Origin of the sequence: Kitasatospora terrestris (assembly GCF_039542905.1) — a bacterium.
Lineage (GTDB): Bacteria > Actinomycetota > Actinomycetes > Streptomycetales > Streptomycetaceae > Kitasatospora > Kitasatospora terrestris.
In genome coordinates this window covers 410,623-436,850 of sequence record NZ_BAABIS010000001.1, presented here as the reverse complement: position 1 = coordinate 436,850, position 26,228 = coordinate 410,623, and the positions used below count along the sequence as shown (strand labels likewise).

Below are 26,228 nucleotides of genomic sequence, written 5' to 3'. Positions count from 1 at the left end.
GCCCCTATGAGCCTTGCCGTCCAGCGCGTCACCCCGCAGCCCGTCCCCCCGCACGCCCGGCAGCACATGGTGCGCATGCGTGACGGAGTGCTGCTGGCCACCGACGTCTACACCCCGGGCGGGGACGGGCCGGTGCCGACCGTCCTCGCCCGACTGCCGTACGACAAGAACAGCCGGTACGTCTTCTTCGACCGGATCGCCGAGCGGTTCACCGCCCGCGGCTACGCCGTCGTCGTCCAGGACGTCCGCGGCAAGTTCCGCTCGCAGGGCCGGACCCTCGGCTGGACCGGCGAGGTGGACGACGGCTACGACACCATCGAGTGGATCACCCACCAGCCCTGGTCCGACGGGATCGTCGGCATGTTCGGCGACTCCTACTACGGCTTCACCCAGTGGTCGGCCGTCTCCAGCGAGCACCCGGCGCTGCGCGCGATCGTCCCCCGGGTGACCTGCACCGGCAACGGCCCGGGCATCGCCGGCTACGACACCGGGGCCGGCCCGCAGCCGCTCTGGCTGGAGGGCGCCACCTACCAGGCGCAGGTGTGGGTGGACAACGACATCCACGAGTTCGACCTCGACCTGACCCGGCGTCCGGTCGCCGCCGCGTACGAGGAGGCGTTCGCCGCCATCGGCAAGCGCTCGGCGGGCTTCGACCTGATCGTCGCGGGCATCCCGCTCGCCCCCTACAACGGGCCGCACCCGTACGACGCGCGGCCGGTGCCGGTGCTGCACTGCGTCGGCTGGTTCGACAACCTCGGCACCGCCCACATGCGGGACTGGACCGAGCTGGCCCGGCGCCCCGGCTGGTCGGCCGTGCAGTACCTGCTCGCCGACACCATCGACCACGAGAACTACTTCCTGGAGAGCGCCCCCGTCCGGCCCGAGGACGACCACCTGGCCGACGACGCCGCCCTCGACCGCATGATCGACCGCTACACCGGGCCGGCCGCCGACTTCTTCGACGTCTTCCTCAAGGGCACCGCCCGGCCCGAGTCCCTGCCCCGGGTCCGCTGGCGGCTCGGGCACGTCGGCTGGCGCACCGCCGAGAGCTGGCCGCTCCCGGAGGCGGTGGAGACCGAACTGCACCTCGCCGACCCGGCCGCCGCGACCGGACCCGTCCCCGGCGGCCGCCTCGGCACTGACCCGGCGCCCGCCGCAGAGGCGGTCGACTGGCGCTACGACCCGGACGACCTGGTCCCCTCCGCCGCCGCCGACACCTTCCTGCAGCTGCGCGACCACGCCGACGAGCGGGCCACCCTCGACCGCGACGACGTCCTGGTCTTCACCACCCCCGCCGCCGAGACCCCGCTCGACCTCGCCGGCCCCGCGCACGCGGTGCTGCACGTCGAGAGCACCGCCCCCGGCTACGACGTGTTCGTCCGGCTGCTCGACCTCGCCCCCGACGGCACCGCCCGCCTGGTGCTGCGCGGCTGCGCCCAGGCCGACCGGCCCGGCGAGCTGGAGATCGCGCTCGGCCACACCGGCTACCGGCTCCGCCCCGGCCACCGCCTCGCGCTGCTGGTCGCCTCCAGCGACTTCCCGAACCACCTCCCCAACTCCGGTACGGCGGAGAGCCCGTGGACCACGACGACACCGAAGGCGAGCGTCCAGACGCTGCGCACCGGGCCCGCCCACCCCTCCCGGCTGCGCCTGACCGTCCTGCCCGGAAGCGGGGAGCCCCGATGACCCCGCGGTACGTCGCCTCCCGGCTCGGCATGCTGCTGGTGACCGTGTTCGCCTCCAGCCTGGCCATCCACGGCGCCATGTTCCTCACCCCCGGTGACCCGGCCACCCTGCTGGTCGGTGGCAGCCGCAACCCCGACCCGGCCGTGCTGGCGCAGATCCACCGGGAGTACCGCCTCGACGACCCGTTCCTCCAGGGCTACTGGCACTGGCTCGGCGACTGCCTGCACGGTGACTTCGGCCGCTCCCTGGTCTACCGCGACTCCGTCGCCGACCTGATCGGCGCCCGCGCGGGCGACACCCTTGCCCTGGTCGGCTACGCCGCCGTGCTGGTGCTGGCCGCGGGCATCGCCGTCGGCACCGTCTCGGCGCTGCGCGGCGGCCGGACGGAGACGCTGGCCACCGGCCTCACCGCCGGCGCGATGGCGGTGCCGACCTTCGTCCTCGCGGTCCTGCTGATCTGGCTGTTCGCCGTCCGCCTCCCGTGGTTCCCGGTGTACGGGTCCGGCGAGGGCCTCGCCGGCACCCTCTCGCACCTGACGCTGCCCGCCGTCGCGCTGGCGATGACCTGGATCGGCTACGTCGCCCAGGTCACCCGCACCGCCGTCCGCGCCGAGCTGCGCGGCGAGCACGTGGAGACCGCGCGCAGCCGCGGCGTCCCCGAGCGGACGGTGATCCGCAGGCACGTCCTGCACAACGCCTCCGGCCCGGTGTTCGCCGTCTCCGGCGTCGCCGTCGCCGGACTGATCGCCACCGCCGCCGTCGCCGAGCAGGCGTTCGGCACCGGAGGGCTGGGAGCCCTCATGATCGAGGCCGCGTCCAAGCAGGACATGGCCGTGGTCCAGGCCGTCTCGCTGATCTTCGTGGTGGTGTTCGTCGTCCTGAACACCGCCGTCGACCTGGTCAGCGCCGCCCTCGACCCCCGAGCCGCCCAGAAGGGGGCGAGATGACCACCGCCCGGTCCACCCGCGCCACCGCCCGGTCCACCCGCACCGCCGCCGTGCCGGAGACCCGCACCGCCGCCGCGCCGAAGCCCCGCGCCCCGCGCGACCGCCTCACCCCCGTCGCCGGCTGCGTGGTCGCGCTGTTCGTCCTGCTGGCCGTCCTCGGGCCGCTGATCGCCCCGCACGACCCCAACGCCGTCGACCCGCTCGGTGTCAACGCCGGACCGTCCCCGGCCCACCCGCTCGGCACCGACGACACCGGGCGCGACCTGCTCTCCCGGCTGATCACCGGGGCCCGGGCCAGCCTCGCCGCCCCCGCCGTGGTGATCCTGGTGTCCACCACGCTCGGCACCCTGCTCGCCCTGGCCGCCGCCTGGTCCGGCGGCCTGCTCGACCGGATCGTCTCCGGCGCCCTGGACATCGTCTTCGGCTTCCCCGGCCTGATCATGGCCGTGATCGCCGCCGCCGTCTTCGGCGCCGGCCTCGCCGCGCCGATCGCCGCCCTGTCCGTCGCCTACCTGCCCCTGGTCACCCGCGTGGTGCGCTCCGCCGCGATCCGCGAACGCCACCTGCCGTACGTGTCGGCGCTCCAGCTGCTCGGCGCCCCGACCGCCCGGATCTGGCTGCGGCACCTGCTGCCCAACCTGCTGCCGCTCGTCCTCGTCCAGGCCACCATCGGCTTCGGCTACGCGCTGCTCGACGTCGCCGCGATCTCCTTCCTCGGCCTCGGCAGCCGGCCGCCCGCCCCCGAGTGGGGCCTGATGGTGTCCAACGGGGCACCCTCCATCCTCGCCGGCCAGCCGCAGCAGTCGCTCTACGCCGGCCTCGCCGTCCTGGTCGTCGTCGTCGCGTTCAACCTGCTGGGCACCGGCCTGTCCCGACGCCTGCCCGGAGCGAACGCATGAGCCCCCGACCCCTGCTGGAGATCCGCGGACTGCGGATCGACCTGCCGCTCGACGGCGCGCTGCGCACCGTCGTCCACCGCGCCGACCTGACCGTCCCCGAGGGCGCAGCCCTCGCCCTGGTCGGCGAGTCCGGCTCCGGCAAGTCGCTCACCGCCCGCTCGGTGCTGCGCCTGCTGCCCGCGGCCGCCCGGATCCACGGCGAGCTGCTGTTCGCGGGCGAGTCCGTCCCGGCGATGACCCCCGAACGCCTGCGGGCCTTCCGCGCCGGCGACGTCGCCATGGTCTTCCAGGACCCGCGGGCCCACATCAACCCGGCCCGCAGCATCGGCGACTTCCTGACCGAAGGGCTCACCGCCGCCCGCCGCCTCCCGGCCGCCGACGCGGTCGCCAGGGTCACCCGGATCCTGCGCGAGGTCGGCATCGCGGACGCCGAACGGCGGATGCGCCAACGCCCCCACGAGCTCTCCGGCGGCCTGCTGCAACGCGTCATGATCGCCGCCGCGCTCGCCGCCGAGCCGCGCCTGCTGCTCGCCGACGAGCCGACCACCGCCCTCGACGTCACCACCCAGGAGGAGGTGATGGCCATCGTCGCCGAGACCCGCGCGGCCCGCGGACTGGCGATGCTGTTCATCACCCACGACCTGGAACTCGCCGCCGCCGTCTGCGACCGGGTCGCCGTGATGTACGCCGGCTCGACCGTCGAGGAGCTCCCCGCCGACCGGCTGCGCGGCGGCGCCGCCCACCCCTACACGCGGGCGCTGCTCGCCTCCCGCCCCTCGGTCGACGACGCCGGCGCCGCGCTGCGCGCCATCGACGGCCGGCCGCTCTCCGGCTTCGAGGCCCCCGACGGATGCGCCTTCGCCGACCGCTGCCAGCGCGTGGTGGAGCGCTGCCGCGAGGAGCGGCCGCGGCCGTCCGCCGTCGGCGCGTCCACGGCGTCCTGCCACGTCCCGCACCCGCACCCGCACCCGCACCCGCACCCGCACCCGCACTCGTCCGAGGAGGCCGGCAGCCATGCTTGAGGTCCACGACCTGCGCAAGGAGTACGGCGATTTCGTCGCCGTCGACGAGGTCGCCTTCGCGCTCCCCGCCCAGGGCTCGCTGGCGATCGTCGGCGAGTCCGGCTCCGGCAAGACCACCACCGCCCGCATGATCGCGGGACTGGAGACGCCCACCGCCGGCCGGATCACCGTCGCCGGCGAGGAGCGCCGGCCCGGCCGGATCGGCTCGCGCGAGCGCCGGGCCCGGGGACGGCAGATCCAGATGGTCTTCCAGGACCCGTACTCCTCGCTCGACCGCCGCCAGCGCATCGGCGACGCCGTGGCCGAGGCCGTCCGCCTGCACCGCCCGCTGCCCGCCGACGCGCTGCGCGCCCGGGTCGCCGACCTGCTCGACATGGTGGGCCTGGACGAACGCCAGGCCCGCTCCCTGCCCCGGGCGCTCTCCGGCGGGCAGCGCCAGCGCGCGGCGATCGCCCGCGCGCTCGCCGCCGAGCCGCAGGTGCTGATCCTGGACGAGGCGATCGCGGCCCTGGACGTCTCCATCCAGGCGCAGGTCCTCGGCCTGCTGGCCCGCATCCGCGCCGACACCGGCACGGCGCTGCTGTTCATCACCCACGACCTCGGCGCCGTCCGGCACATCAGCGACGACGTCCTGGTGATGCGGGCCGGCCGGGTCGTCGAACGCGGCCCGGTCGCCGACGTCCTCGGCACCCCGCAGGACCCGTACACGCGGCGCCTGCTCGCCTCCGTCCCCAAGCCCGGCTGGAAGCCGCAGCGCAGGTCCGCCGCCTGACCCCCCGTCACCACGAGAGCGCCCGCCCCGCACAGCGAAGTCGACGGGGCGGGCGCTCCCGGTGCTTCCGCCGCCGGACGGACGGCGGTCTCAGCGCGGACCGGCTCCCGCCACCGCCAGCGCCTCCACCAGGACGTCGGCGATCCGTCCCGGCTCCTCGTTGGGCAGGAAGAAGCTGGAGCCGGGAACCGTGACCACCGTCGCGTGCGGGCAGGCGTCCAACGTGCGCCGCTCGTCGGCGGTGAGCCCGCCGTCGCCCTTCTCCGCGTGCACGACCCAGACCGGCACGCCCGCCGCACACAGGCGTACGGCGGGCCGCTCGTGGGTGCCGAGGTGGTCCAGGTAGCCGCGGAGGATCCGGCGCACCGCGCGCGGCTCGTTCCGCCGCAGGTCGCGGAGGAGTTCGGCCCGGCGCTCGGGCGGCACGCGCATGCCTTTCGAGGCCGGGCCCATCAGCTTCAGCAGGGCGGCGGACGGCAGCGGGCCGAGGACGTCGCCCAGGCGGCAGAGGGCCCGGAAGAACGCGGGTTCGTCCGCGGGGGACATGCTGATGCCCAGCAGTACGGTCGGGCCGGTGAACGCGCCGGTCGCGACCATCTCGGCCGCGACCGTGGCGCCCATGCTGAATCCCACCACGACGTCGACGGACCGCTCCTCGGCCAGCCGGGCGGTGTGCCGGGCCAGGGTGCCGACCGTGAAGTCCTCCGGCGGCGCCGTCCCGCAGTGTCCCGGCAGGGTCGCGGCGAGCAGCCGCACCCCGGCGAGTGCGGGCTCGGCCATCACCTCGGCGTACGACCGGGCGGAGTTCAGCCCGCCGGGGAGCAGCAGCACCGCCTGGCGGGCACCGGCCGGCCCGGCGACGGCCAGGTCCCACGCGACGTCGGTCGGGTCCATCGGCTGTCCTCTCCGCACCTGTCCTCCTCATCGTGAGGTCGGCGCCCGCGCCGGGCCAGCGGGCCGGGGCGCGCTCAGGTCCGGCCGACCAGGACCGCGGTCTCCGCCGCGGTGCAGGCCGCCCGTTCGGCGGGCGTCGGGGGCCGCAGGCGGCTGCCGGCCCAGCCGAGCAGGAAGCCGACGGGGACGGTGGCCACGGCGATGTTCTGCAGCGGGAACCAGTGGAAGTCGACGCCGGGGAGCAGCGAGTACGGCTGCCCCGACACGGTCGGGCCGAAGAGCTGCAGCAGGACGCAGCAGGCGAGTGAGCCGTGCAGCGTCCACAGCATCCCGAGCCGGGAGAAGCCGGGCCAGAAGAGGGTGTAGAGCAGGGCGGGCAGGATCACCGAGGCCGCGGCGGCGGCCGCGAAGGAGGCCAGGAAGAGGATGCTCCAGCCGCGCAGCAGGACGGCCAGCCCGACCGCGACCACGCCCACCGCCACGATCGACCACTGGGCGGCGGCGAGCTCCCGCCGGTCGGTGGAGCGGCCGCGGCGCAGCACCCCGGTGTGCAGGTCGTGGGAGAGGGCTGCGGCGCCGGCGAGGGTGAGCCCGGCGACGGAGGCGAGCGCGGTGACGAAGACGGCGCAGGCGACCGCGGTGAACAGCACCCGGCCGCCGGCGCCGTGGGCGAGGGCGTCGGTGAGCAGGAGCAGCGCGGAGTTGCCCTGCGGGTCGTCGGTGGCGATCCCGCGGACGCCGACGACCGCGGCGGCGGCCAGGCCGAGCAGGACCACCAGGCCGTAGAAGACGCTGATCACGGCGGCGGCGCACCCGGTGGCGCGCCGGGCGGCGCGGCCGTCGAGGGAGGCACCGACGCGCATCAGCAGGGGCGGGACGACGGCGGACCCGAGCGCCACGGTCAGGCAGAGCGAGAACTGTTCGAGCGGGCCGGGCGCGCCGGGCCCGAAGAGCAGGCCGGGGGCGTGGAAGACGGCCGCGCCGCCCCCGCCGATCGCCGAGCGGTCCATGAGCGCGTCGAAGTCCCAGTGGAGCGCGCCGCCGGCGGCCACCGCGAGGGCGACGACCACGCCGAGCACCAGGAGGGTCTTGCCGGTCTGGATCATGCCGGTGCCGCGCATGCCGCCGAAGGCCGCGAAGGTGGTGATCAGCAGTCCGCTGAGCACCGTGCAGACCAGCGCCGCCCCGGGGGTGCGCGACCCGAGGACGTACGCGGTGGCCTCGCCCGCGACCCTGAGCTGCACGACGGCCAGCGGGACGCAGACCGCCAGCGTGGTCACCGCGCCCGCGATCCGGGCGGCCCGCCCGGCGGGCCCGGGCGCGCGGGAGGCGAGCACCGACCCCAGGGTGAACCGGCCGGTGTTGCGCAGCGGCTCGGCGAGGACCAGCAGCACGGCCGTGCTCGCGGCGGCGCTCGCGGCGGTCGCCATGCCGTCGTACCCGGCGAGGGCGACGGTGCCGACCGGGCTGAGCAGGGCGGTCGCGGGGAGGTAGTCGCCGCACAGGGCGAGGGCGTTGCGCAGCGCGGGCATCGAGCGCTCGGCCGTCCAGAAGTCGGCGGCGGTGTCGTTGGCGACGCCGGCGACCAGGCAGAGCAGGAAGCAGAGGCAGATCACCACCAGGAAGGCGGTCAGCGGCGAGAGCAGCGAGCCCTGGTCGGCGGCGAGGAGGACGGCGGAGGCGGTCACGGCCGGGCCCTCCCGCGGTCGTGCGCGGCCGCCGCGAGGGCGTCGGCGTGCGGGTCGCCGTGGGTGCGGCAGGCGCGCTCGTACCAGGCGGCGGAGCCCAGCAGGGTGGCGGCCTGGAGGCTGAGCAGCAGCATGCCGACGGTGTAGCCGCCCAGCAGCGGGGTGGCGAGGCCGCCGCCGGTCAGCGGGGCGAGGGCGGTCAGGAGCCCGGCGGCGGCGTTGGCGGCCAGCAGCCGGCGCCGCAGCCGGCGGGTGGTGCGGCGCAGCCGGGCGAAGGAGGGGTGGGCGGCGGGGTCGAACCCCGGTGGTTCGTGCAGCGCCTGGTCGAACGGGGGCATCGGGAGGACTCCGGGTGCTCGGTGCTGGAGGGGGGCGGACGTGCCGCGCCCCCGGCGGTCGGCAGGACCGCCGGGGGCGCGGGGAGTCGGTGTGGCCGGGCTACTTGCCGGTGCCGCCGAGGGCTGCGGCCCACGGCATGCCCAGGTAGGCGAAGGAGGTCGGCGCGCCGGAGAGGCGCTTGTTCATGAACATCCGCTCGTGCGTGGTGGCCAGGTAGACCGCCGGCGCGGTGGGGGGTGAACAGCGCCTGGGCACCGGCGTACGCGGTGGCGGAGGCGGTCGGGTCGGTGGCGGTGCGGGCCTGGTCGAGCAGGCGGGTCACCTCGGCGTCGTCGTAGCCGGTCCAGTTGAAGATGCCGCGCGGGGTGACCATCTCGGCGACGTACGAGGCCGGGTCGGGCATGGTGACGTAGCCGAAGGTGAGCACCAGGTCGAGGCTCCTGCGGACGGACGGGTCGTAGAACAGCGAGGACATCTCGGTGGGCTGCAGCTGCTTGATCTCGATGTCGATGCCGATCTTCTTGGCCGCGGCCTGGATGAAGGTCATCGCCTGGAGCGAGCGCTGGTCGCCCGCCGGGATGGCGGCGGTCAGCGGGCGGGTGAGCGGGCCGGCCTGCTGGGCGAGCTCCTTGGCCTTGGCGGTGTCCGGGGCGGGGACGGCGGGCAGGGCCTGGTAGGCGGCGTCGAAGGTGGCGGCGGCCTGGTCGCCGCCCCAGGTGGCCGGGGGGGACGAGCGACTTCAGCGGGGTGGCGTCGCCGCCGAAGACGTTCCTGATCAGTGCCTCGCGGTCGATCACCCGGGAGAGCGCGTCCAGGCGCCGGTGGTCGGTGGCGGGGGAGTCGGCGTTGGCCGGGATGAGCAGCACGTTCTGGGTGGACGGCCCGAGGTGGATCGCGCCGTTGCCGGTCCGGGCGAGGGCGGTGGCGCTGCTCGGCGGCAGCTCGTAGGTGCCGTCGACCTCGCCGGAGAGCAGGGCGCCGGTCAGCGTGTTGCTGTTGGTGATGAACCGGAAGAGGACCTGGTGCGCCTTGGGCTTCAGCGCGGCGTCCCAGTAGGCGGTGTTGCGTTCCAGGGTGATGCCGCTGCCGGACTCCCAGGAGCCCAGCTTGAACGGCCCGGTGCACATCAGGCCGCCCTTGGCGGTGCCGTAGGCGGCGCCGGCCTTCTCGGTGTACGCGCGCTGGTTCACCGCGCCGAAGGAGGTGGAGAGCGCCTTGGGGAGCGTCCGGTCGTAGCTCCTGGTGGCGAGCGTCACCTGGTGCGGGCCGGTGGCGGTGATCGCGGTGACGGCGGCGAGGTAGTTGCCGTACAGCGCCTGGGTCTTCGGGTCGCGCTGGCGTTCCAGGCTGTACACGACGTCCTGCGGGGTCATCGGGGAGCCGTCCCAGAAGGTCACGTCGGAGCGCAGGTCGAGGACCAGGGTGTGCTCGTCGGCCCAGGTGACCTTCTGCGCGAGGCCGGGGCCCAGCGAGAAGTCCGCGTTCATCCGGGTCAGGGTGTCGCAGAGGTTGGCCTCGACGGTCTGCGGGGAGTAGTCGCCGATCTTCGCCGGGTCCAGGGTGGTGGGTTCGCCGTAGGGGAGTGCCCAGGTGACCTTGGAGAGGTCGGCGTCGCCCGCGGTCGTGGTGGTGGTGAGGTGCGCGGCCCCGGGGGCGGCGTCGCCGCCGGTCGGGGAGGAGGTGCAGGCGGTGGCGGCCAGCAGGCCGAGGCCCGTGAGCAGCGTCAGCACCGACTTCTTCGCAGCCATGGCTGTGCTCCTGTCGAGGAGGAGTGAGGGGGAGGGGCGCTCGGGAGGAGGGGGGGAGCGCGGACGACGAGACGTCGTAAACTAACGTCATATAACGTTGTTGCATGTCACGCTCGCATCTGGTGAGCTGGCGAGTCAAGAGCTAGTTCCGAGGCATTGGAGAACCCTCATGTCCTTCACCCCGGCCCTGCGTTTCGCCTTCGAGATCCGGGCGGAGGTGGCCGAGACGCTCCACATCGGCCACGGCGACGGCGAGGTCACCGAATTCACCCCGATCACCGGCGGCAGCGTCGACGGGCCCCTGCTGCGCGGGGAGGTGCTGCCCGGCGGGGGCGACTGGAGCAGCACCCGCGGCGAGGTCTGCGAGCTCGACGCGCGCTACCTGCTGCGCGCCGAGGACGGCGCGGTGATCGACATCGTCAACCGCGGCTTCTACGCGCCCAAGGCCGCCAGCCCGGACCAGTTCGACGGGGAGCTGCAGGTCAGCGAGGCCGGGCACTACTACCGGACGTCCCCGGTCTTCCGGACGGACGCCCCGGCCCACCGCTGGCTCGCCGAGACCGTCTTCGTCGGCCTCGCCCGCCCGGACGGCGACCGCGCGGTCGTCATCCGGATGTACGCGCTGGACTGACCCGCGACCGCCGGTGGCCCCCGGGCGGGGAGGGGCCACCGGCGGTGCGCGGCGGTTCGGGCGCGATGGTTCAGGACAGGGCGCGCCAGGCCGCGTTCAGCGCCTCGCGGAAGCCGTCGACCTGCTCGGCGGTGAGGCCGGCGACCATCCGCGCCTCCAGCTCCCGGGCCGGTCCGGCGTACTCGGCGAGCAGCCGCCGGCCGGGCTCGGCGAGCAGGACCAGGCGCTCGCGGCGGTTGCCGGGGTTGGGCTCGCGGCGGATCAGCCCGCGGCTCTCCAGGGCGCGGACCATGTCGGCCATCGACTGGGCCGTGACGAAGGAGTCGCGGGCCAGCTGGGCGGCCGAAATGCCGTCGTGGCGCTCCAGCACGGTGAGCGCGGTGTACTGCAGCGCCGTGATGCCGGCGGGCTTGAGCAGCTCGTCGAGCCGGGCGCGCACCGCCAGCTCGGTCCTCTTGACCAGGTACAGCAGCGAGGTGCCGGTCACTGCGGGTCGGTCCATCTCGTTCCCTTCGCCGTCCGCCGCCGGTGCGGCGGCGGGGCCAAGCCTAGGGCATTGACAGGAATCCTGATGATTGACCACACTGCCGTTCATCAGGATTCCTGTCGATCCTGACCTTCCCCCTCCCCACCACCCCTACGAGAGGTGCACCCTCATGGATCTCCAGGGCAAGGTCGCCGTCGTCACCGGCAGCGGCCGCGGACTCGGACTCGCGTACGCCCGGGCCCTCGCCGCGGCCGGCGCCGCCGTCGTCGTCAACGACGTCGACCGCGCCGCCGTCGACGCCGCCGTCGCCACCATCACCGCCGCCGGCGGCCGCGCCACCGGCGCCGTCGCCGCGGTCGGCGACAGCGCCGCCGCCCAGCTGCTGGTCGACACCGCCGTGACCGAGTTCGGCAGCCTCGACGTCCTGGTCACCAACGCCGGCATCCTGCGCGACCGGGTGCTGTGGAAGATGACCGACGAGGACTTCGACGACGTCGTCCGCGTCCACCTGCGCGGCACCTTCACCTGCGCCCGCGCCGCCGCCGTCCGGATGCGCGAGCAGGGCACCGGCGGACGCCTCGTCCTGATCTCCTCCCCGGCCGGCCAGCGCGGCAACTTCGGCCAGACCAACTACGCCGCCGCCAAGGCCGGCGTCGTCGCGATGGCCCGCACCTGGGCCATGGAGCTCTCCCGCGCCGGCATCACCGTCAACGCCGTCGTCCCGGTCGCCGCCACCGAGATGACCCGCACCATCCCGGCCTTCGCCCCGGTCATCGAGGAGGCCGAGCGCACCGGCAGCCCGCTGCCCGACTGGCTGCGCAAGCAGGAGGGCCTCGGCACCGTCGAGGACGTCGCCGCCCTGATCACCTTCCTCGCCTCCGACGCCGCCAAGGACGTCACCGGCCAGGCCATCGGCATCGGCGGCGACCGCCTCGCGCTGTGGGCCCACCCCCAGGAGAAGGCCGTCGCCCTCGCCGACGGCGGCTGGAGCGCCGAGACCATCGCCGCCCAGTGGCAGGACGGCGTCGGCGCCGAGCCCGAGAGCTACGGCATCCCCGCCCCCAAGGCCCCGGAGGCCTGACGTGCCCGACCCCACCCCCGCGCCCGCACCGGCCCCCGCCCTGGACGTCGACCGGCTCACCGCCATCGACATGCACACCCACGCCGAGGTCTCCAAGGACGGCCACGGCGCGCTCAGCCCCGAGCTGTTCGGCGCCTCCGAGGCCTACTTCAAGGCCCACGGCCACCGGCAGCCCACCATCGACGAGATGGCCGAGCACTACCGCGAGCGGCGGATGGCCGCCGTCGTCTTCACCGTCGACGCCGAACACGCCACCGGCCACCCGCGGATCGCCAACGAGGAGATCGCCGAGAGCTGCGCCGCCCACCCCGACGTGCTGATCCCCTTCGCCGGCATCGACCCGCACAAGGGCCGCGCCGGCGTCCGCGAGGCCCGGCGCCTGGTCGAGGAGCACGGCGTCCGCGGCTTCAAGTTCCACCCCAGCATCCAGGCCTTCGCCCCGAACGACCCGCTGGCCTACCCGCTGTACGAGGCCATCGAGGAACTCGGCGTGCCCGCCCTGTTCCACACCGGGCAGACCGGCATCGGCGCCGGCGTGCCGGGCGGCGGCGGCATCCGGCTGAAGTACTCGAACCCGATGCTGGTCGACGACGTCGCCGTGGACTTCCCGGAGCTGCGGATCATCCTGGCCCACCCGTCCTTCCCCTGGCAGGACGAGGCGCTCGCGGTCGCCACCCACAAGCCGCAGGTGTACATCGACCTCTCCGGCTGGTCGCCGAAGTACTTCCCGCCGCAGCTGGTGCGCTACGCCAACACCCTGCTCAAGGACAAGGTGCTCTTCGGCTCCGACTACCCCGTCATCACCCCCGACCGGTGGCTGGCCGACTTCGCGCAGCTCGACATCAAGCCCGAGGTGCGGCCGAAGATCCTCAAGGAGAACGCCGCCCGGCTGCTCGGGCTGCTCACGGACTGAAGGAGTCCCCGTGCTGAACCAAGGCATCGGCTCGTGGCCGGCCCGCCGGGCCCGCAAGACCCCCGACCGGGTCGCCGTCGTCCACGAGGAGGGCTCCCGGACCTACCGCGAACTGCACCGCCGCGTGCTGCGCCTGGCCCACGGCCTGCGCGCGCTGGGCGTGGCGCAGGGCGACCGGGTCGCCTACCTGGGCCCCAACCACCCGGCCTTCCTGGAGGCGCTGTTCGCCGCCGTGGCGCTCGGGGCGGTCTTCGTGCCGCTCAACACCCGGCTCGCCGCACCGGAACTGGCGTACAACCTCGCCGACTCGGGCAGCACCGTGCTGGTGCACGCGCCGGAGCAGGCCGGGGCCGCCCGGGCCGCGGCCGACCGGGCGGGCGTGCGGCTGCGGATCGCGCTCGCGGGCCCCGCCGAGGGCGTCCTCGGGTACGAGGAGCTGCTCGCCGGCGCCTGCGAGGAGCCGTTGGACGTCGCCGTCGCCCCGGACGACCCGTGCATGATCATGTACACCTCGGGGACCACCGGCCGCCCCAAGGGCGCGGTGCTCTCCCACGCCAACATCACCTGGAACAGCGTCAACGTCCTCGTCGACACCGACCTGGCCGGCGACGAGGTGACCCTGGTCGTCGCCCCGCTGTTCCACACCGGCGGCCTCAACATGACCTGCCTGCCCACCCTGCTCAAGGGCGGCCGGGTGGTGCTGCACGGCGCCTTCGACGCCCAGCGGGTGCTGGAGACCGTCGAACGGCTCGGCGTCACCTACATGTTCGGCGTCCCGACCATGTACGACGCGATGGCCGCCCTGCCGCGGTGGGCCACCACCGACCTCTCCAGCCTGCGCTCCCTCAACTGCGGCGGCGCCCCGGTGCCCGCCCGCACCATCGCCGCCTACCTCGAACGCGGCCTGGCCTTCAGCCAGGGCTACGGCATGACCGAGGCGTCCCCCGGCGTGCTCTACCTCGACAAGGAGCAGGCCGCCGCCAAGGCCGGCTCCACCGGGGTGCCGCACTTCTTCACCGACACCCGCGTCGTGCGGGCCGACGGTCGCGACGCCGCACCGGGCGAGCGCGGCGAGGTCCTGGTCCAGGGCCCCCACGTGATGACCGGGTACTGGGGACGGCCCGAGGACACCGCCGCCGCCTTCGCCGACGGCGACTGGCTGCGCACCGGCGACATCGCCCGCACCGACGCGGACGGCTACGCGTACATCGTCGACCGGGTGAAGGACATGTACGTCTCCGGCGGCGAGAACGTCTACCCGGCCGAGGTCGAGGACGCGATCCTCGCCCACCCCGCCGTCGCGGAGTGCGCCGTCATCGGGGTGCCCGACCCGCGGTGGGGCGAGGTCGGCCGGGCCGTCGTCGTCCTGCGGCCCGGCGCCGACGCCGGCGAGCAGGACATCCTCGACCACCTGCGGGGGCGGCTCGCCAAGTACAAGATCCCCAAGTCCGTGGTGCTCGCGGACACCCTGCCGCGGACGGCCTCCGGGAAGATCGTCAAGCCCGCCGTCCGCGACCTGCACGCGTCCTGATTGACCGTCAGATCCCCTACCAGTGAACAGGAACCACCCATGACCACCACCGCCCGCGGCATCGACGGACTCAAGGCCCTGACCGGCACCGACCTCGGCCGCACCGAGTGGCGCGAGATCACCCAGGACCGGGTGAACACCTTCGCCGACGCCACCGACGACCACCAGTGGATCCACACCGACCCGGAGAAGGCCAAGGAGGGCCCGTTCGGCGGCCCGATCGCGCACGGCTACCTCACCCTGTCGCTGATCATCCCGCTCTTCGGCGAGCTGCTGGAGATCGACGGCATCGCGATGAGCGTCAACTACGGCCTGGAGAAGGTCCGTTTCCCGAGCCCCGTGCCGGTCGGCGCGAGGATCCGGCTGCACGGCGCCGTCGGCGAGGTGGCGGAGGTCAAGGGCAACGGCGTGCAGATGCCGCTGACCTTCACCGTCGAGGTCGAGGGCAGCGCGAAGCCGGCCTGCGTCGCCGAGGCCGTCTACCGCCACTACAGCTGAGCCGGCGGGCTCCCGGGACCGCGACCGTCCGGGAGCCCTCTGCGCCACCTACAGCCGCGGCGTGCGCGGCGGCTCCGTCCGGCGGCTGCCCGTCGCCTCGAAGGCCGCGGCGAGGGTCAGCAGGAGGTTGTCCTCGTAGGCGCGGCCCGCGAAGGTCAGGCCGACCGGCATGCCGGTGTCGGCCATGGTGCCCATGGGCACGGTCACCGTCGGGATGCCGAGGTGGCGGGGCACCAGGTTGCCGTTGGCGACCCAGACGCCGTTGCGCCAGCCGAGGTCGGCGGACGCCTCGGAGACGTCCATGTCCGCGGGCCCCACGTCGGCGACGGCGGGGAAGACCACCGCGTCCAGGCTCAGTTCGTCCATCCACTGCTCCAGGTCGACCCGGCGGGTCTCCTCCAGCCCGCGCAGCCCCGCCTCGAGGTGCGGCATGTCGGTGAAGGAGGCGTACGGGCGCTCCCGCACGAAGCGCGGGTACTCGCCGATCGTGTCGTCGAAGCCGGCGTAGCGGTCCGGGAGTTCGCCCTCGTGCTTGGGGAAGATGCGCTCGCCGTCGACCTCGGCGAGGGTGGCGAGCGCCGGGTCGCCGTTGGCGCGCAGGAAGTCGTCCCAGGCCCAGGCCGAGAGGTCCTCGATCTCGACGGTGAGGAAGTCCCGGCCGACCAGGCCGCGGGTGAACAGCGACGGGGCTCCGGGGCGGTCGGCCTCGTAGTTCGACACGACGGGGAAGCCGACCTCGACCACCTCGGCGCCGGCCGCCTCCAGGTCGCGGCGGGCCGCCTCCCACAGGGCGATCACCGAGGGCCGGGTGTCGATCCGCTGCCCGGTCTGGCCGCCGATGCCGCCCTCGGGGTTGGTGCCGGCCTCGGGGTCGGCGTTGATGTACATCCGGGGGACGCCCACCCGCTTGCCGGCGAGCGCGGCCCGCGCGGCACGCGGGTCCGCGGGGGCGAGCGCCGGGTAGGAGGCGGGGCGCACCTGCGACACCGCCGGGAGCGCTATCCAGGGCTGCGCGCGCCACAGGTCGCCGCGGGTCTGCGGGTCCTCCGCCACGACCACGTCGAGCAGTTCGAGCAGGTCGGCCATGGTGCGGGTGTGCGGCACCACGACGTCCATGGTCGGCACCAGCGGCCAGTTGCCGCGCACCGAGATCACGCCGCGGCTGGGCGTGTAGGCGCACAGCGCGTTGTTCGACGCGGGCGCCCGACCCGAGGACCAGGTCTCCTCGCCGAGGCCGAACGCGCCGAACGAGGCCGCGGTCGCGGTGCCGGAGCCGTTGGAGGAGCCGGAGCCGTAGGCGCTGGTCAGCCACTCGGCGCTGTACGGGCTCTCCGCCCGCCCGTAGACGCCGCGCTGCATGCCGCCGTTGGCCATCGGCGGCATGTTGGTCAGGCCGATGAGGACGGCCCCGCCCGCGCGCAGCCGCTCGATCGCGAAGGCGTCGCGCTGCGCGACCAGGTGCTCGAACGCGGGCGAGCCGGACGCGGCCGTCAGCCCCTTCGCCAGGTAGCTGTCCTTCGCGGTGTACGGGATGCCGTCGAGCGGGCCGAGCGTCTCGCCGCGGGCGCGGCGCGCGTCGGAGGCCTCCGCCTCGGCGCGGGCCTCGGGGTTCATCACGACCATCGCGTTGAGCGCGGTGGCGGTGCCGGGCCGGTCGTAGGCGTCGATCCGCGCGAGGTAGGCCTCGAGCAGCCCGACCGAGGTGGTCTCGCCCTTCTCGAGAGCCGCGCGCAGGTCGGCGATACAGGTCTCCACAACGTCGAATGCGGGCGTCATGCGGGTTTCTCCTGAGGGTCACGCTGACTAGATTTTCAGTCTAGACTACAGATCTAGATCCCCGGAGACGAGGGTGCAGCCATGGACAGGAAACGCCAGCCCAGCGGGGACGAGGCGCGGGAGCGGGCGATGCGGGCCGCCATCGGCGCCATCGCCGAGAAGGGCACCGGAGCCGTGCGGATGTCGGACATCGCCGCGCGGGCCGGCATGAGCACCGGGCACATCCTGTACCACTTCGGCCGGAAGGACCGGCTGCTGCTCGAAGTCCTCGCCTGGAGCGAGGCGGACCTCGGGGCCCGGTTCCAGCAGGCGGCGGACGAGGCCGCGTCCCCCGCCGAGAAGCTCGCCCTGTTCGTCCGCTGCTACCTGCCGCGCCACCCGGGCGACGAGCGCTACGCACTGTGGACGCAGGTGCTGGCCCAGCACCACGACGAGGACGGCCGGCGGATCCTCACGGCCCTGTCCGACGCCTGGGAGGAGCGCCTGGAGGCCATCGTGGTCGAGGGCCGGGCGCTGGGGGAGTTCGCCGACGTGGAGCTGCCCGAGTTCGTCATCCGGGCCGTGGCCATGCTCAACGGGCTCTCCGGCGACGTGATGTTCGGCCGGACGCGCTGGGAGCGCGCGTCCGCGCACGCCTTCGCCCTGGCCGCCCTGGAGCGCGAACTGCGGCCCGCCGGCTGACCCGATCGGCCGGGGGCAGGCACCCGGGGAGCGGCGTGCCTGCCCCCGGCGGCGGGTCAGAGCGCGGGGACCAGGCGCGGGGTGCGGTCCTCGACGGCCTGGGCGGCGTCCAGGACGGCCTCCTCCTCGAAGCGGCCGCCGACCAGCTGGACGCTCATCGGCAGGCCGTCGACCAGGGCGCTGGGCACGGTCGCGGCGGGGAACCCGAGGATCGGGACGGCGGCCATCGGCCACATCGCGGCGACCAGCTCGGCCGCCCGCGCGGGGCCCGCCAGGTCGGCGTCCTGCTCGAACGGGGGCTCCGCGGAGACCGGGGTGAGCAGCAGGGCGTCGCGGCCCAGCAGCTGCTGGAGCTCGGTGACCAGCGCGCCGCGGCGGGACCAGCCGTGGATGTACTGCGCCAGGGTCGGCGCCTCGCCCCACTGGCCGGCGGCCGCCGCGAAGGAGTACGCCAGCGAGGTGCGGATGTCCGCGTCGCCGAGCAGCTCCACGGTCGGCATGGTGGGGCGGAAGTCCTCGTAGACGAGCAGCGACCACAGCCGCGCCGCCTCGGCGAGCAGCGGCAGTCCGTCCAGCTCCTCGACCGGGTACCCGGCGTCGGCCAGCTTGGCGACGGCCTCGTCGAGGGCCTTCTCGACGGCGGGGTGGTTGGCCGCGGTGCCGATCGAGCGCACCACCAGGACGCGGGGCAGGGCCTCCGGCGCCGGGCGGGTCGGCAGGGCCGGGACGCCGACCGGGTCGCGCAGGTCCGGGGTGGTCATCACCCGCAGGGCCAGGCGCGCGTCGGCGACGGTGCGGGCGAGCGGGCCCTCGACGGCGCAGTTGAGCACGGTCGGCGGCATGACGAGCTGCTCGCGGCCGCCCGGGGTGTCGACGAACACCGGCTCCGCCCAGTTGGAGATCCGGCCCACGGTCGGGCGGATGCCGACCACGCCGCAGCAGGCGGCCGGGTAGCGGATCGAGCCGCCGATGTCGTTGCCCTGCGCGATCGGGGTCATGCCGGCGGCCAGGCTCGCCGAGGCGCCGCCGCTGGAGCCGCCGGGGGTGCGTTCGGCGTCCCAGGGGTTGAGGGTGCGCCCGTGCAGGTCGTTGGTGGAGAACCAGCGGTAGGAGAAGGCGGGGGCGTTGCTGCGGCCGACCAGGACCGCGCCCGCCTCGCGCAGCGCGGTGACGCAGGCGGCGTCCTCGGTGGCGGGGGTGGCGGCGAGGGCGACGACGCCGTGGCTGGAGGCGTACCCGCGCTGGTCCGTGTTGATCTTCGTGGAGACCGGGATGCCGTGCAGCGGGCCGAGTTCGGCGCCGGAGGCGGTGAGCCGGTCGGCGGCGCGGGCCTGGTCGAGGGCCTCCTCGGGGCGGAGGTCGGCGAGGGCGTTGATGCGGGGGTTGACGGCGTCGATGCGGTCCAGGCAGGACCGCACGACGTCCACCGAGGACAGCGTGCGGTGACGGATCGCGGCCGCGAGCTCGACGGCCGACAGCTGCCACGGTTCGGTGGCGGGGGAGTCGTGTTCCATGATCGCCTCTGCGAGGGCGCGCCCGCGGCGGAGCGCGCGGAGGGAGCGGAAGGCGGCGCGGGGCCGCTCCGGGTTGTAAAACATCGTTATAGGACGACGTTTGATTCAGTCATCGTGACTCCCGGTGCCGGAGCTGTCAAGGCCGCCCCGCCGCCCACGCTACGGACCGGCCGCCCGGCCCGCACACCCGCCGGGCGGCCGGACGAGGGAATCAGTCCAGGTCGCGGGCGGCCCGCAGGCCCCCGGCGCGGGCGGTCGCCCAGGTCTCCTCGGCCCCGAACAGGTCCAGGACGGCGACCGCGCGGGCCGGCTCCGCCGACGCGGCGAGCACGGCCCCGCCGAAGACGGTGCTGATCGCCGCGTCGCCGGGCAGCGGACCGACGACCGCCACGCCGGGCAGGTCCATCAGCTCGCTCTGCTGCTGGAAGGCGAGGTCGGCGTCGCCGGAGGCCAGCAGGCTCCCGGCCGGCACCCCCGGCGGCGCCTGGACCAGCCGCGGCGCCAGCTCGTCCGCGAGCCCCAGCCGGGCGGTCAGCGCGACCAGGGCGGTGCCGCTCGGCCCGGTGGAGTACGCGATCCGCCGGGCCGCCAGCAGGGCGGCCCGCAGGTCCGCCGCGGACGCCAGCGCGGGCAGCGGCGAGCCGTCCGGCACGGCCGCGACCACCTGCGAGACCCACAGCGGGCGCAGCGTCCCGGCGACCAGGAGCCCGGCCGCCTCCAGCCCCGCCATCGCGTCGGCGGCGAGCACCAGCAGGTCGCCCCCGGCCCCCGCGCGCACCCGCCGCGCGACCTCGACCCCGCCCGCCGACTCGAAGCGCACCGCGGCGCCGTGCACGCGCCCGACGTACCCGGACAGCTCGGCCAGGAGCTGCCTGGTCGCCATCGAGGACAGGCCGGTGAGCTCTCGGTTCATCACATCTCCTGGTGGGAGGCCGATGCTGCGACGGGCGCACGAGCGGCCCAGTGCCCGTCTGCGACACTGACCGCGTGAGCACAACCCGGAGCACGGCGGCTGGAAAAGTTCTCGAAGTCCTCTCGACCTTCGGCCGCGACCGCCCGTCGCAGACCCTGTCGGAGATCGCACAGCGTACGGGCCTCGCCCTGAGCACCGCACACCGGGTGGTCGCGGAACTGGCGGCGTGGGGCGCCCTGGAGCGCGGCGAGGACGGCTCCTGGCACGTCGGGCTGCGGCTGTGGGAGATCGCCTCGGGCTGCCCGCGCAGCCAGATCCTGCGCGACGTGGCGCTGCCGTTCATGCAGGACCTGTACGAGGCGACCCACGAGAACATCCAGCTCGCCGTCCGCGAGGGCACCGAACTCGTCTTCGTCGAACGGATCGCCGGGCACCGCTCGGTGGAGCTGGTGACCATGGTCGGCTCGCGCTTCCCGATCGGCTCCACCGGGATGGGCCGGGTGCTGCTGGCGCACGCGCCGGCCGACATCCAGGAGGCGGTCCTGGACGCGCCGCTGCGCGCCTGGACCACCCACACCGTCACCGACCCGAGGAGGCTGCGCGCCCAACTGGACGGGATCCGCCGCGAGCAGGTCTTCGTGAGCGACCGCCAGCTCTCGGACACCACGGTCGCGGTGGCCGCGCCCGTCCGGATCGGCCGCACCGGCCCGGTCGGCGCCGCGCTCGGGATCGTCATCGCGGCGAGCAGCGCCGGCCGGGCGCGGGGCTTGCGCGAACCGCTGCTGCGGGCCGTCCACGGCATCTCCGAGGAGCTCGGGCGGCGGGCCCGCGCGGCGGTCTGACCCGGCGCCCGCCGCGGGTGATTCCGGCGGCGACTTCCGCCTGGCGGAAGTCGCGCTGACGGGCCGAGGTGGCGGATGCCAGCGTTCGGGGTGTTCCGAACCCCCCGCCGTCGCACAGGAGATCCCCCATGGCCGAGGCCATCGTCGACACCGTCACCTCGGTCCCCGTGGCCGTCGTCGGCGCCGGTCCCGCCGGGCTCATGCTGGCCCACCGGCTCGGCCGCGCCGGCATCGACACGGTCGTCATCGACACCCGCACCCGCCACGAGATCGCCACCACCCAGCGGGCCGGCATCCTGGAGGCCGACGCCGCCCGGGACCTGGTGGAGACCGGCGTGTCCGACCGCGTGCTGCGCGAGGGCCACGAGCACGAGGGCATCGAGCTGCGCTTCGGCGGCCGCCCGCACCGCATCCACTTCAAGGAGCTGGTGGGCGCCTCGGCGTGGCTCTACCCGCAGACCGACGTGTTCGTCGACCTGGCCGACGCCCGGACGCGCGACGGCGGCACGGTCCTGTTCGGCGTCCGCGACACCGAGGTCCTCGACATCACCACCGACGCGCCCCGGGTCCGCTGCACCCTGCCCGACGGGACCAGGCACGAGATCCGGGCCCGCTACGCGGTCGGCGCCGACGGCTCCCGCAGCATGTGCCGCGACCTGGTGCCGGAGGACCGGCGGGTGCGGTACGGCAAGGAGTACCCGTTCGCCTGGTTCGGCATCATGGCCGAGGCCCCGGCCAGCGCGCCCGAACTGGTCTACGCCCACTCCGAGCACGGCTTCGCGCTGATCAGTCGGCGCACCGAGAGCGTCCAGCGGATGTACTTCCAGTGCGCCGCCGACGAGCAGGTGGACGCCTGGAGCGACGAGCGGATCTGGGAGACGCTGCAGGCCCGGGTGGCGGGCGAGGACGGCTTCCGGCTCAAGGAGGGGCCGGTGCTGGAGAAGACCGTGCTGCGCTTCCGCTCCTTCGTCCAGGAGCCGATGCGCTGGGGCTCGCTCCTCCTCGCCGGAGACGCCGCGCACACCGTGCCGCCCACCGGCGCCCGCGGGCTCAACCTCGCGCTGCACGACGTGAAGGTGCTCGCCGAGGTCCTGGTGCGCGCCCTCGGCGGCGAGGGCGACCGGGCGCTCGACGACTACCAGCCGCGCGCCCTGCAGCGGATCTGGCGGGCCCAGAACTTCTCCTCCTGGATGACCCGGCTGCTGCACACCGAGCCCGGCGGCACCCCCTTCGACCTGCGCCGCCAGCTCGGCGAGCTTGACAGCGTGGCGGGCACCCGGGCCGGCCGGACCCACCTCGCCGAGCAGTACACCGGCTGGCCCACCGGCGCCTGACCCCGCCCCGACCTCCGCACCACCCCCGGGAGAGCACCCGTGATCATCGACTGCCACGGCCACTTCACCACCGCCCCACCGCAGTTGGCCGCCTGGCGCGAGCGGCAGGTGGCCGCCGCCGACGGCGCCGGCCAGGCGCCCGACCCCGCCGAGCTGGTCATCACCGACGACGACCTGCGCACCGCGATCGAGGGCAACCAGCTGCGGCTGATGGACGAGCGCGGCATCGACCTGACCGTCTTCTCCCCGAGGGCCAGCTTCATGGCCCACCACATCGGCGACTTCGAGGTCTCCTCGGTGTGGGCGCGGATCTGCAACGACCTGGTCCACCGGGTCAGCGGGCTCTATCCCGGCCGCTTCGCCATGGGCGCGATGCTCCCGCAGTCGCCGGGCGTCGACCCCGCCACCTGCCTGCCCGAACTGCGCCGCGCCGTGGAGGACTTGGGGGCGGTCAGCGTCAACCTCAACCCCGACCCGTCGGGCGGGCACTGGACGGCCCCGCCGCTCACCGACCGCAGCTGGTACCCGCTGTACGAGGCACTGGTCGAGTACGACGTCCCCGCCATGATCCACGTCAGCACCTCGTGCAACCCGGCCTTCCACACCACCGGCGCGCACTACCTCAACGCCGACACCACGGCGTTCATGCAGCTGCTCCAGGGCGACCTGTTCGCCGACTTCCCGACCCTGCGGTTCGTGATCCCGCACGGCGGCGGCGCGGTGCCCTACCACTGGGGCCGCTTCCGCGGCCTGGCCACGGCCCTCGGCCGCCCCGACCCGGTGGAGCTGCTGGAGAACGTCCTCTTCGACACCTGCGTCTACCACCAGCCCGGCATCGACCTGCTCACCCGGGTGATCCCCAGCCGGTCCGTGCTGTTCGCCAGCGAGATGATCGGCGCCGTCCGCGGCACCGACCCGGACACCGGCCACCACTTCGACGACACCCGCCGGTACGTCGACGCCACCCCGCACCTGAACGCCGAGCAGCGGGCCGCCGTCCACTCCGGCAACGCCCTGCGCGTCCACCCCCGCCTCGCCGCCCGCCTCGCCGCGGCCACCAGTGACTGACCCCGGGAGAACAGCCATGGAACACACCGAGATCGGGGTCGTCCGCACGGCGATCACCCGCGCCGACCCGGAGGCCGTCGCCGCCCTGTCGGAGTTCGGCGTCGCCACGATCCACGAGGCGATGGGCCGGGTCGGCCTGGCCCGCCCGTACCTGCGCCCCGCCTACCCCGGCGCCCGGCTGTGCGGGACGGCGGTCACCGTGCTGCTGCAGCCCGGCGACAACTGGATGCTGCACGTCGCCGCCGAGCAGATCCGCGCGGGCGACGTGGTGGTCGCCGCCTGCACCACCGAGAGCGAGGACGGCTTCTTCGGCGAGCTGCTCGCCACCTCCTTCCGCGCCCGCGGAGCCCGCGGCCTGGTCATCGACGGCGGCGTTCGCGACGTGGCCGACCTGGAACGGATGGACTTCCCCGTCTTCGCCCGGGCCGTCAACGCCAAGGGCACGGTCAAGGCCACCCTCGGCTCGGTCAACGTGCCGGTGGTCTGCGCCAACGCGCTGGTCCGGCCCGGCGACGCGGTGGTGGCCGACGCCGACGGCGTCGTGGTGGTGCCGCGCGAGCGGGCCGCCGAGGTCGCCGCCGCCTCCGCGAAGCGCGAGGCCGCCGAGGAGGGCAAGCGCGCCCGCTTCCGGGCCGGCGAACTCGGCCTGGACGTCTACGGCATGCGCGGCCCGCTGGCCGAGCTCGGACTGCGCTACGAGGACCGGTGACCATGAGCTTCGAGAAGACCCCCGGCTGGCTGGACTGGTACGCCGGCCCGAGCCGCCCCGCCTTCGAGCTGCCCGCGGGCGCCGTCGACGCGCACTGCCACGTCTTCGGCCCCGGCGCCGCGTTCCCGTACGCCCCCGAGCGCAAGTACACCCCCTGCGACGCGTCCAAGGAGCAGCTCTTCGCGCTGCGCGACCACCTGGGCTTCACGCGCAACGTCGTGGTGCAGGCCACCTGCCACGGCGCCGACAACCGCGCCATGGTCGACGCGCTGCGGGCCTCCGGCGGGCGCGCCCGGGGCGTGGCCACCGTCCGGCCCGAGGTCACGGACGCGGAGCTGCGCGAGCTGCACGAGGCCGGGGTGCGCGGCGTGCGGTTCAACTTCGTCAAGCGGCTGGTCGACGCCGCCCCACCGCAGGACCTGCTGGACGTCGCCGAGCGGATCGCACCGTTGGGCTGGCACGCCGTCGTCTACTTCGAGGCCGCCGACCTCGCCGAACTGCGCGACTTCCTGCTCTCGATCCCGGTGCCGGTGGTCGTCGACCACATGGGCCGCCCCGACGTCACCCGCGACCCCGACGGCCCCGGGTTCCGGGCCTTCCTCGACCTGATGCGGGCCCGGGACGACATCTGGTGCAAGGTCACCTGCCCGGAACGGCTCTCGGTCGACGGCCCGCCCGCCCTCGACGGCGAGCGGCACGCCTACCGCGACGTCGTCCCGTTCGCCCGCCGGGTGGTCGAGGAGTTCCCCGACCGGGTGCTGTGGGGCACCGACTGGCCGCACCCCAACCTCACCGACCACATGCCCGACGACGGTCTGCTGGTCGACTTCGTCCCGCACATCGCCCCCACCGCCGAGCTGCAGCACAAGCTGCTGGTCGCCAACCCGGCGCGCCTCTACTGGCCGGACGCCGACTGACCTTCCCAGCTTCACGATTGGAGACCGGCATGGCGCTGGACAAGACCTACAGGCTGGTGCCGGGGACGACCGTCTTCGACGCCGAGCAGTCCGCCAAGGGCTACCACCTCAACCAGTTCTGCATGTCGCTGATGACCGCCGAGAACCGCGCCGCCTACCTCGCCGACGAACGCGCCTACCTCGACGCCTGGCCGCTGCGCGAGGAGCAGAAGCAGGCCCTGCTCGACCGCGACCTCAACGCCGCGATGCGCGAGGGCGGCAACATCTACTTCCTCGCCAAGTGGGGTGCCACGCTCGGGCTCTCCTTCCAGCAGATGGCGGGCTCGATGACCGGCATGACCGAGCAGGAGTACCGCGCCATGATGGTCGCCGGCGGCCGCTCCGTCGAGGGCAACCGGATCGACCACGCCGTCCTGGAGGCCGCCCACGCCGACCCGGCGCAGCCCGCCGAGCACGCCGTGATCACCGGCGCGGTCTTCACCTCGCACGTGCCCGCGATCGGCGCCGCGATGGACCACCACAAGACCGAAGAGCCGTACTGGAAGCCGGTGTTCGACGGCTACGCGTACAGCCGGCAGTGGCAGCGGGAGAACCTCCCCGACGTCATCTTCCTGGTCTACAACGACCACGCCTCCACCTTCGACCTGTCGCTGATCCCGACCTTCGTGCTCGGCACCGGCGCGGCCTACGCCACCGCCGACGAGGGCTACGGCCCGCGGCCCGTGCCCGGCATCGAGGGCGACCCCGACCTGGCCGCGCACATCGCCCACTCCCTCATCCGCGACGACTTCGACCTCACCCTGGTCAACGAGATGACCGTCGACCACGGGCTGACCGTCCCGCTGTCGCTGATGTTCGGCGACGTCGAGCGCTGGCCGTGCAAGGTCATCCCGTTCCACGTCAACGTGGTGCAGTACCCGGTGCCCTCCGGCGCCCGGTGCTTCGAACTCGGCCGGGCGCTGCGCCGGGCCGTCGAGTCCTACGACCGCCCGCTGAACGTCCAGGTCTGGGGCACCGGCGGGATGAGCCACCAACTGCAGGGCCCCCGAGCCGGGTTGATCAACCGGGAGTGGGACAACGCCTTCCTCGACCGGCTGATCGACGACCCCGCCGGCCTCGCCCGGCTGCCGCACCTGGACTACGTCGAACAGGCCGGCAGCGAAGGCATCGAACTCGTCATGTGGCTGATCGCCCGCGGCGCGATGAGCGACGTCGACGGCGGCGGAACGGTCGAGACCAAGCACCGCTTCTACCACGTGCCGGCGTCCAACACCGCCGTCGGCCACCTGATCCTGGAGAACCACCCGCGGGCCGAGACGCCCGGTACGGAGGAATGAC

24 protein-coding genes and 2 pseudogenes are annotated in these 26,228 nt (G+C 74.4%); 17 read left to right on the top strand and 9 right to left on the bottom strand.

The features are described from left to right. The first annotated feature begins 6 nt into the window (after positions 1-6). From ABEB06_RS02130 to ABEB06_RS02110, 5 genes are read left to right on the top strand one after another with little or no spacing between them, the layout of a single operon-like run. Positions 7-1,686 (top strand): CocE/NonD family hydrolase, encoded by a 1,680-nt coding sequence (locus ABEB06_RS02130; protein ID WP_345695035.1) that lies wholly within the window; start codon positions 7-9, stop codon positions 1,684-1,686. After that, the gene (locus ABEB06_RS02125) at positions 1,683-2,633 is read left to right on the top strand and encodes an ABC transporter permease (protein WP_345695034.1); all 951 of its coding nucleotides are present in this window, start codon (positions 1,683-1,685) and stop codon (positions 2,631-2,633) included. The genes ABEB06_RS02130 and ABEB06_RS02125 overlap by 4 nt, the downstream gene beginning before the upstream one ends. Further along, complete coding sequence (locus tag ABEB06_RS02120) at positions 2,630-3,532, top strand: ABC transporter permease (protein WP_345695033.1); 903 nt, start codon at positions 2,630-2,632, stop codon at positions 3,530-3,532. Before ABEB06_RS02125 ends, ABEB06_RS02120 begins: the two co-directional genes overlap by 4 nt. After that, a complete protein-coding gene (locus ABEB06_RS02115; RefSeq protein ID WP_345695032.1) occupies positions 3,529-4,554 on the top strand; it encodes an ABC transporter ATP-binding protein in 1,026 nt (341 codons plus the stop codon). The genes ABEB06_RS02120 and ABEB06_RS02115 overlap by 4 nt, the downstream gene beginning before the upstream one ends. Further along, positions 4,547-5,326, top strand: coding sequence for an ABC transporter ATP-binding protein (locus ABEB06_RS02110; RefSeq protein WP_345695031.1), 780 nt, complete (start codon positions 4,547-4,549; stop codon positions 5,324-5,326). Before ABEB06_RS02115 ends, ABEB06_RS02110 begins: the two co-directional genes overlap by 8 nt. A 90-nt stretch (positions 5,327-5,416) precedes the next feature. On the opposite strand, the gene ABEB06_RS02105 is transcribed toward ABEB06_RS02110, so the two are convergent. From ABEB06_RS02105 to ABEB06_RS02085, 5 genes and pseudogenes are all read right to left on the bottom strand, one after another. Beyond that, positions 5,417-6,220 (bottom strand): alpha/beta fold hydrolase, encoded by an 804-nt coding sequence (locus tag ABEB06_RS02105; RefSeq protein WP_345695030.1) that lies wholly within the window; start codon positions 6,218-6,220, stop codon positions 5,417-5,419. A 74-nt stretch (positions 6,221-6,294) separates the two neighbouring features. Next, a complete protein-coding gene (locus ABEB06_RS02100) occupies positions 6,295-7,908 on the bottom strand; it encodes a sodium:solute symporter family transporter (RefSeq protein WP_345695029.1) in 1,614 nt (537 codons plus the stop codon). Beyond that, positions 7,905-8,246 carry a DUF485 domain-containing protein gene (locus ABEB06_RS02095; RefSeq protein ID WP_345695028.1) on the bottom strand — a complete coding sequence of 114 codons (342 nt, stop codon included), beginning with the start codon at positions 8,244-8,246 and terminating at the stop codon, positions 7,905-7,907. The genes ABEB06_RS02100 and ABEB06_RS02095 overlap by 4 nt, the downstream gene beginning before the upstream one ends. Before the next feature lie 416 nt (positions 8,247-8,662). Continuing rightward, a pseudogene (locus tag ABEB06_RS02090) lies at positions 8,663-8,914 on the bottom strand (ABC transporter substrate-binding protein); the annotation flags it as partial. Positions 8,915-9,023: 109 nt separating this feature from the next. Beyond that, a pseudogene (locus ABEB06_RS02085) lies at positions 9,024-9,734 on the bottom strand (ABC transporter substrate-binding protein); the annotation flags it as partial. A 430-nt stretch (positions 9,735-10,164) separates the two neighbouring features. Here ABEB06_RS02085 and ABEB06_RS02080 point away from each other — a divergent pair. Continuing rightward, positions 10,165-10,626: a DUF3237 domain-containing protein gene (locus ABEB06_RS02080; protein WP_345695027.1), complete on the top strand. Its 462-nt coding sequence runs from the start codon at positions 10,165-10,167 to the stop codon at positions 10,624-10,626. Between the two features lie 70 nt (positions 10,627-10,696). Here ABEB06_RS02080 and ABEB06_RS02075 read toward each other — a convergent pair whose 3' ends face one another. Then, the gene (locus tag ABEB06_RS02075; protein ID WP_345695026.1) at positions 10,697-11,128 is read right to left on the bottom strand and encodes a MarR family winged helix-turn-helix transcriptional regulator; all 432 of its coding nucleotides are present in this window, start codon (positions 11,126-11,128) and stop codon (positions 10,697-10,699) included. Between the two features lie 154 nt (positions 11,129-11,282). Here ABEB06_RS02075 and ABEB06_RS02070 point away from each other — a divergent pair, with 154 nt between their 5' ends. From ABEB06_RS02070 to ABEB06_RS02055, 4 genes are read left to right on the top strand one after another with little or no spacing between them, the layout of a single operon-like run. Then, on the top strand, positions 11,283-12,194 hold the full coding sequence (locus tag ABEB06_RS02070; protein WP_345695025.1) for an SDR family oxidoreductase: 912 nt from the start codon (positions 11,283-11,285) through the stop codon (positions 12,192-12,194). A 40-nt stretch (positions 12,195-12,234) separates the two neighbouring features. Beyond that, a complete protein-coding gene (locus ABEB06_RS02065; protein WP_345701716.1) occupies positions 12,235-13,107 on the top strand; it encodes an amidohydrolase family protein in 873 nt (290 codons plus the stop codon). Between the two features lie 10 nt (positions 13,108-13,117). Then, a complete protein-coding gene (locus ABEB06_RS02060; protein WP_345695024.1) occupies positions 13,118-14,638 on the top strand; it encodes an acyl-CoA synthetase in 1,521 nt (506 codons plus the stop codon). Between the two features lie 39 nt (positions 14,639-14,677). Continuing rightward, the gene (locus ABEB06_RS02055) at positions 14,678-15,136 is read left to right on the top strand and encodes a MaoC family dehydratase (RefSeq protein WP_345695023.1); all 459 of its coding nucleotides are present in this window, start codon (positions 14,678-14,680) and stop codon (positions 15,134-15,136) included. Positions 15,137-15,184: 48 nt separating this feature from the next. Here the strand turns inward: ABEB06_RS02055 and ABEB06_RS02050 are convergent, their stop codons facing one another. Beyond that, entirely contained in the window at positions 15,185-16,912 is a 1,728-nt protein-coding gene (locus ABEB06_RS02050; RefSeq protein ID WP_345695022.1) for an amidase, read from the bottom strand. A gap of 81 nt (positions 16,913-16,993) precedes the next feature. Between ABEB06_RS02050 and ABEB06_RS02045 the strand changes: the two genes are divergently transcribed. Then, entirely contained in the window at positions 16,994-17,593 is a 600-nt protein-coding gene (locus ABEB06_RS02045) for a TetR/AcrR family transcriptional regulator (RefSeq protein ID WP_345695021.1), read from the top strand. Positions 17,594-17,649: 56 nt separating this feature from the next. On the opposite strand, the gene ABEB06_RS02040 is transcribed toward ABEB06_RS02045, so the two are convergent. Together ABEB06_RS02040 and ABEB06_RS02035 are read right to left on the bottom strand one after the other, a co-directional pair. Further along, complete coding sequence (locus ABEB06_RS02040) at positions 17,650-19,191, bottom strand: amidase (RefSeq protein ID WP_345695020.1); 1,542 nt, start codon at positions 19,189-19,191, stop codon at positions 17,650-17,652. A gap of 127 nt (positions 19,192-19,318) precedes the next feature. Next, positions 19,319-20,020, bottom strand: a complete 702-nt coding sequence (locus ABEB06_RS02035) for a substrate-binding domain-containing protein (RefSeq protein ID WP_345695019.1) — start codon at positions 20,018-20,020, stop codon at positions 19,319-19,321. Between the two features lie 74 nt (positions 20,021-20,094). On the opposite strand from ABEB06_RS02035, the gene ABEB06_RS02030 reads away from it, so the two are divergent. The 6 genes from ABEB06_RS02030 to ligA all read left to right on the top strand — a co-directional run bounded on the left by ABEB06_RS02030 (position 20,095) and on the right by ligA (position 26,227). Next, entirely contained in the window at positions 20,095-20,862 is a 768-nt protein-coding gene (locus ABEB06_RS02030; RefSeq protein WP_345695018.1) for an IclR family transcriptional regulator, read from the top strand. A 128-nt stretch (positions 20,863-20,990) separates the two neighbouring features. Beyond that, positions 20,991-22,196: a 4-hydroxybenzoate 3-monooxygenase gene (locus tag ABEB06_RS02025; protein WP_345695017.1), complete on the top strand. Its 1,206-nt coding sequence runs from the start codon at positions 20,991-20,993 to the stop codon at positions 22,194-22,196. A 39-nt stretch (positions 22,197-22,235) separates the two neighbouring features. Next, positions 22,236-23,264 carry an amidohydrolase family protein gene (locus ABEB06_RS02020; protein ID WP_345695016.1) on the top strand — a complete coding sequence of 343 codons (1,029 nt, stop codon included), beginning with the start codon at positions 22,236-22,238 and terminating at the stop codon, positions 23,262-23,264. A 16-nt stretch (positions 23,265-23,280) separates the two neighbouring features. Beyond that, on the top strand, positions 23,281-23,973 hold the full coding sequence (gene ligK / locus ABEB06_RS02015; RefSeq protein ID WP_345695015.1) for a 4-carboxy-4-hydroxy-2-oxoadipate aldolase/oxaloacetate decarboxylase: 693 nt from the start codon (positions 23,281-23,283) through the stop codon (positions 23,971-23,973). A gap of 2 nt (positions 23,974-23,975) precedes the next feature. Then, positions 23,976-24,890 (top strand): amidohydrolase family protein, encoded by a 915-nt coding sequence (locus ABEB06_RS02010; protein WP_345695014.1) that lies wholly within the window; start codon positions 23,976-23,978, stop codon positions 24,888-24,890. Positions 24,891-24,919: 29 nt separating this feature from the next. Next, positions 24,920-26,227 carry a protocatechuate 4,5-dioxygenase subunit alpha gene (ligA, locus tag ABEB06_RS02005; protein ID WP_345695013.1) on the top strand — a complete coding sequence of 436 codons (1,308 nt, stop codon included), beginning with the start codon at positions 24,920-24,922 and terminating at the stop codon, positions 26,225-26,227. Position 26,228 lies beyond the last annotated feature (1 nt).